Source organism: Bacillus sp. LR--39, from assembly GCF_053613335.1.
This window is the reverse complement of the sequence record NZ_JBSIOT010000331.1, coordinates 1-1,063: the sequence shown is the minus strand read 5'-3', so window position 1 is coordinate 1,063 and position 1,063 is coordinate 1. Positions and strand designations below refer to the sequence as shown.

1 protein-coding gene is annotated in these 1,063 nt (G+C 51.4%); it reads left to right on the top strand.

From position 1 onward, the window contains the following. Nucleotides 1-1,063 (top strand): preprotein translocase subunit SecA (locus ACWHAR_RS22965; RefSeq protein ID WP_452087932.1); only part of this gene is annotated, 1,063 nt, incomplete at both ends.

Here is a 1,063-nt window from a genome sequence, read left to right as displayed (position 1 = left end):
AAAGCGGATCAGGACTACACATACGATGTGAAAACAAAAGGCGTTCAGCTGACTGAAGAGGGGATGACAAAAGCTGAAAAGGCATTTGGCATCGAAAACTTGTTTGACGTCCGCCATGTCGCCTTAAACCATCATATTGCCCAGGCGCTGAAAGCCCATGCGGCGATGCATAAAGACGTCGACTACGTCGTCGAAGACGGTCAGGTCGTTATCGTCGACTCTTTTACAGGCCGTTTGATGAAAGGCCGCCGCTACAGCGACGGACTTCACCAGGCCATTGAAGCGAAGGAAGGCCTTGAGATCCAAAATGAGAGCATGACGCTCGCGACGATCACCTTCCAGAACTATTTCCGAATGTATGAAAAATTGGCCGGAATGACGGGTACCGCAAAAACGGAAGAAGAAGAATTCCGCAACATCTACAACATGCAGGTTGTTACGATTCCGACCAACAAGCCGATTGCCCGCGATGACCGACCGGATTTAATTTACCGGACCATGGAAGGAAAATTTAAAGCTGTTGCAGAGGATGTCGCCCAGCGCTATATGGTCGGACAGCCGGTACTTGTCGGTACGGTTGCGGTTGAAACATCTGAATTGATATCAAGGCTCCTTAAAAATAAAGGAATCCCGCATCAAGTGTTGAACGCGAAAAACCATGAGCGGGAAGCTCAGATTATCGAAGATGCCGGGCAAAAAGGCGCGGTCACCATCGCGACCAACATGGCGGGCCGCGGAACGGACATCAAGCTTGGCGAAGGTGTAAAAGAGCTTGGCGGACTGGCCGTCATCGGTACGGAACGCCATGAATCACGGCGGATTGACAACCAGCTGCGCGGACGTTCAGGCCGTCAGGGGGACCCTGGTATCACCCAATTTTATCTGTCCATGGAAGATGAATTAATGAAACGCTTCGGCGCAGAGCGGACGATGGCGATGCTTGACCGCTTCGGAATGGACGATTCGACGCCGATACAGAGCAAGATGGTTTCAAGAGCGGTCGAATCTTCACAGAAGCGTGTGGAAGGCAACAACTTTGATGCCCGTAAGCAGCTTCTGCAAT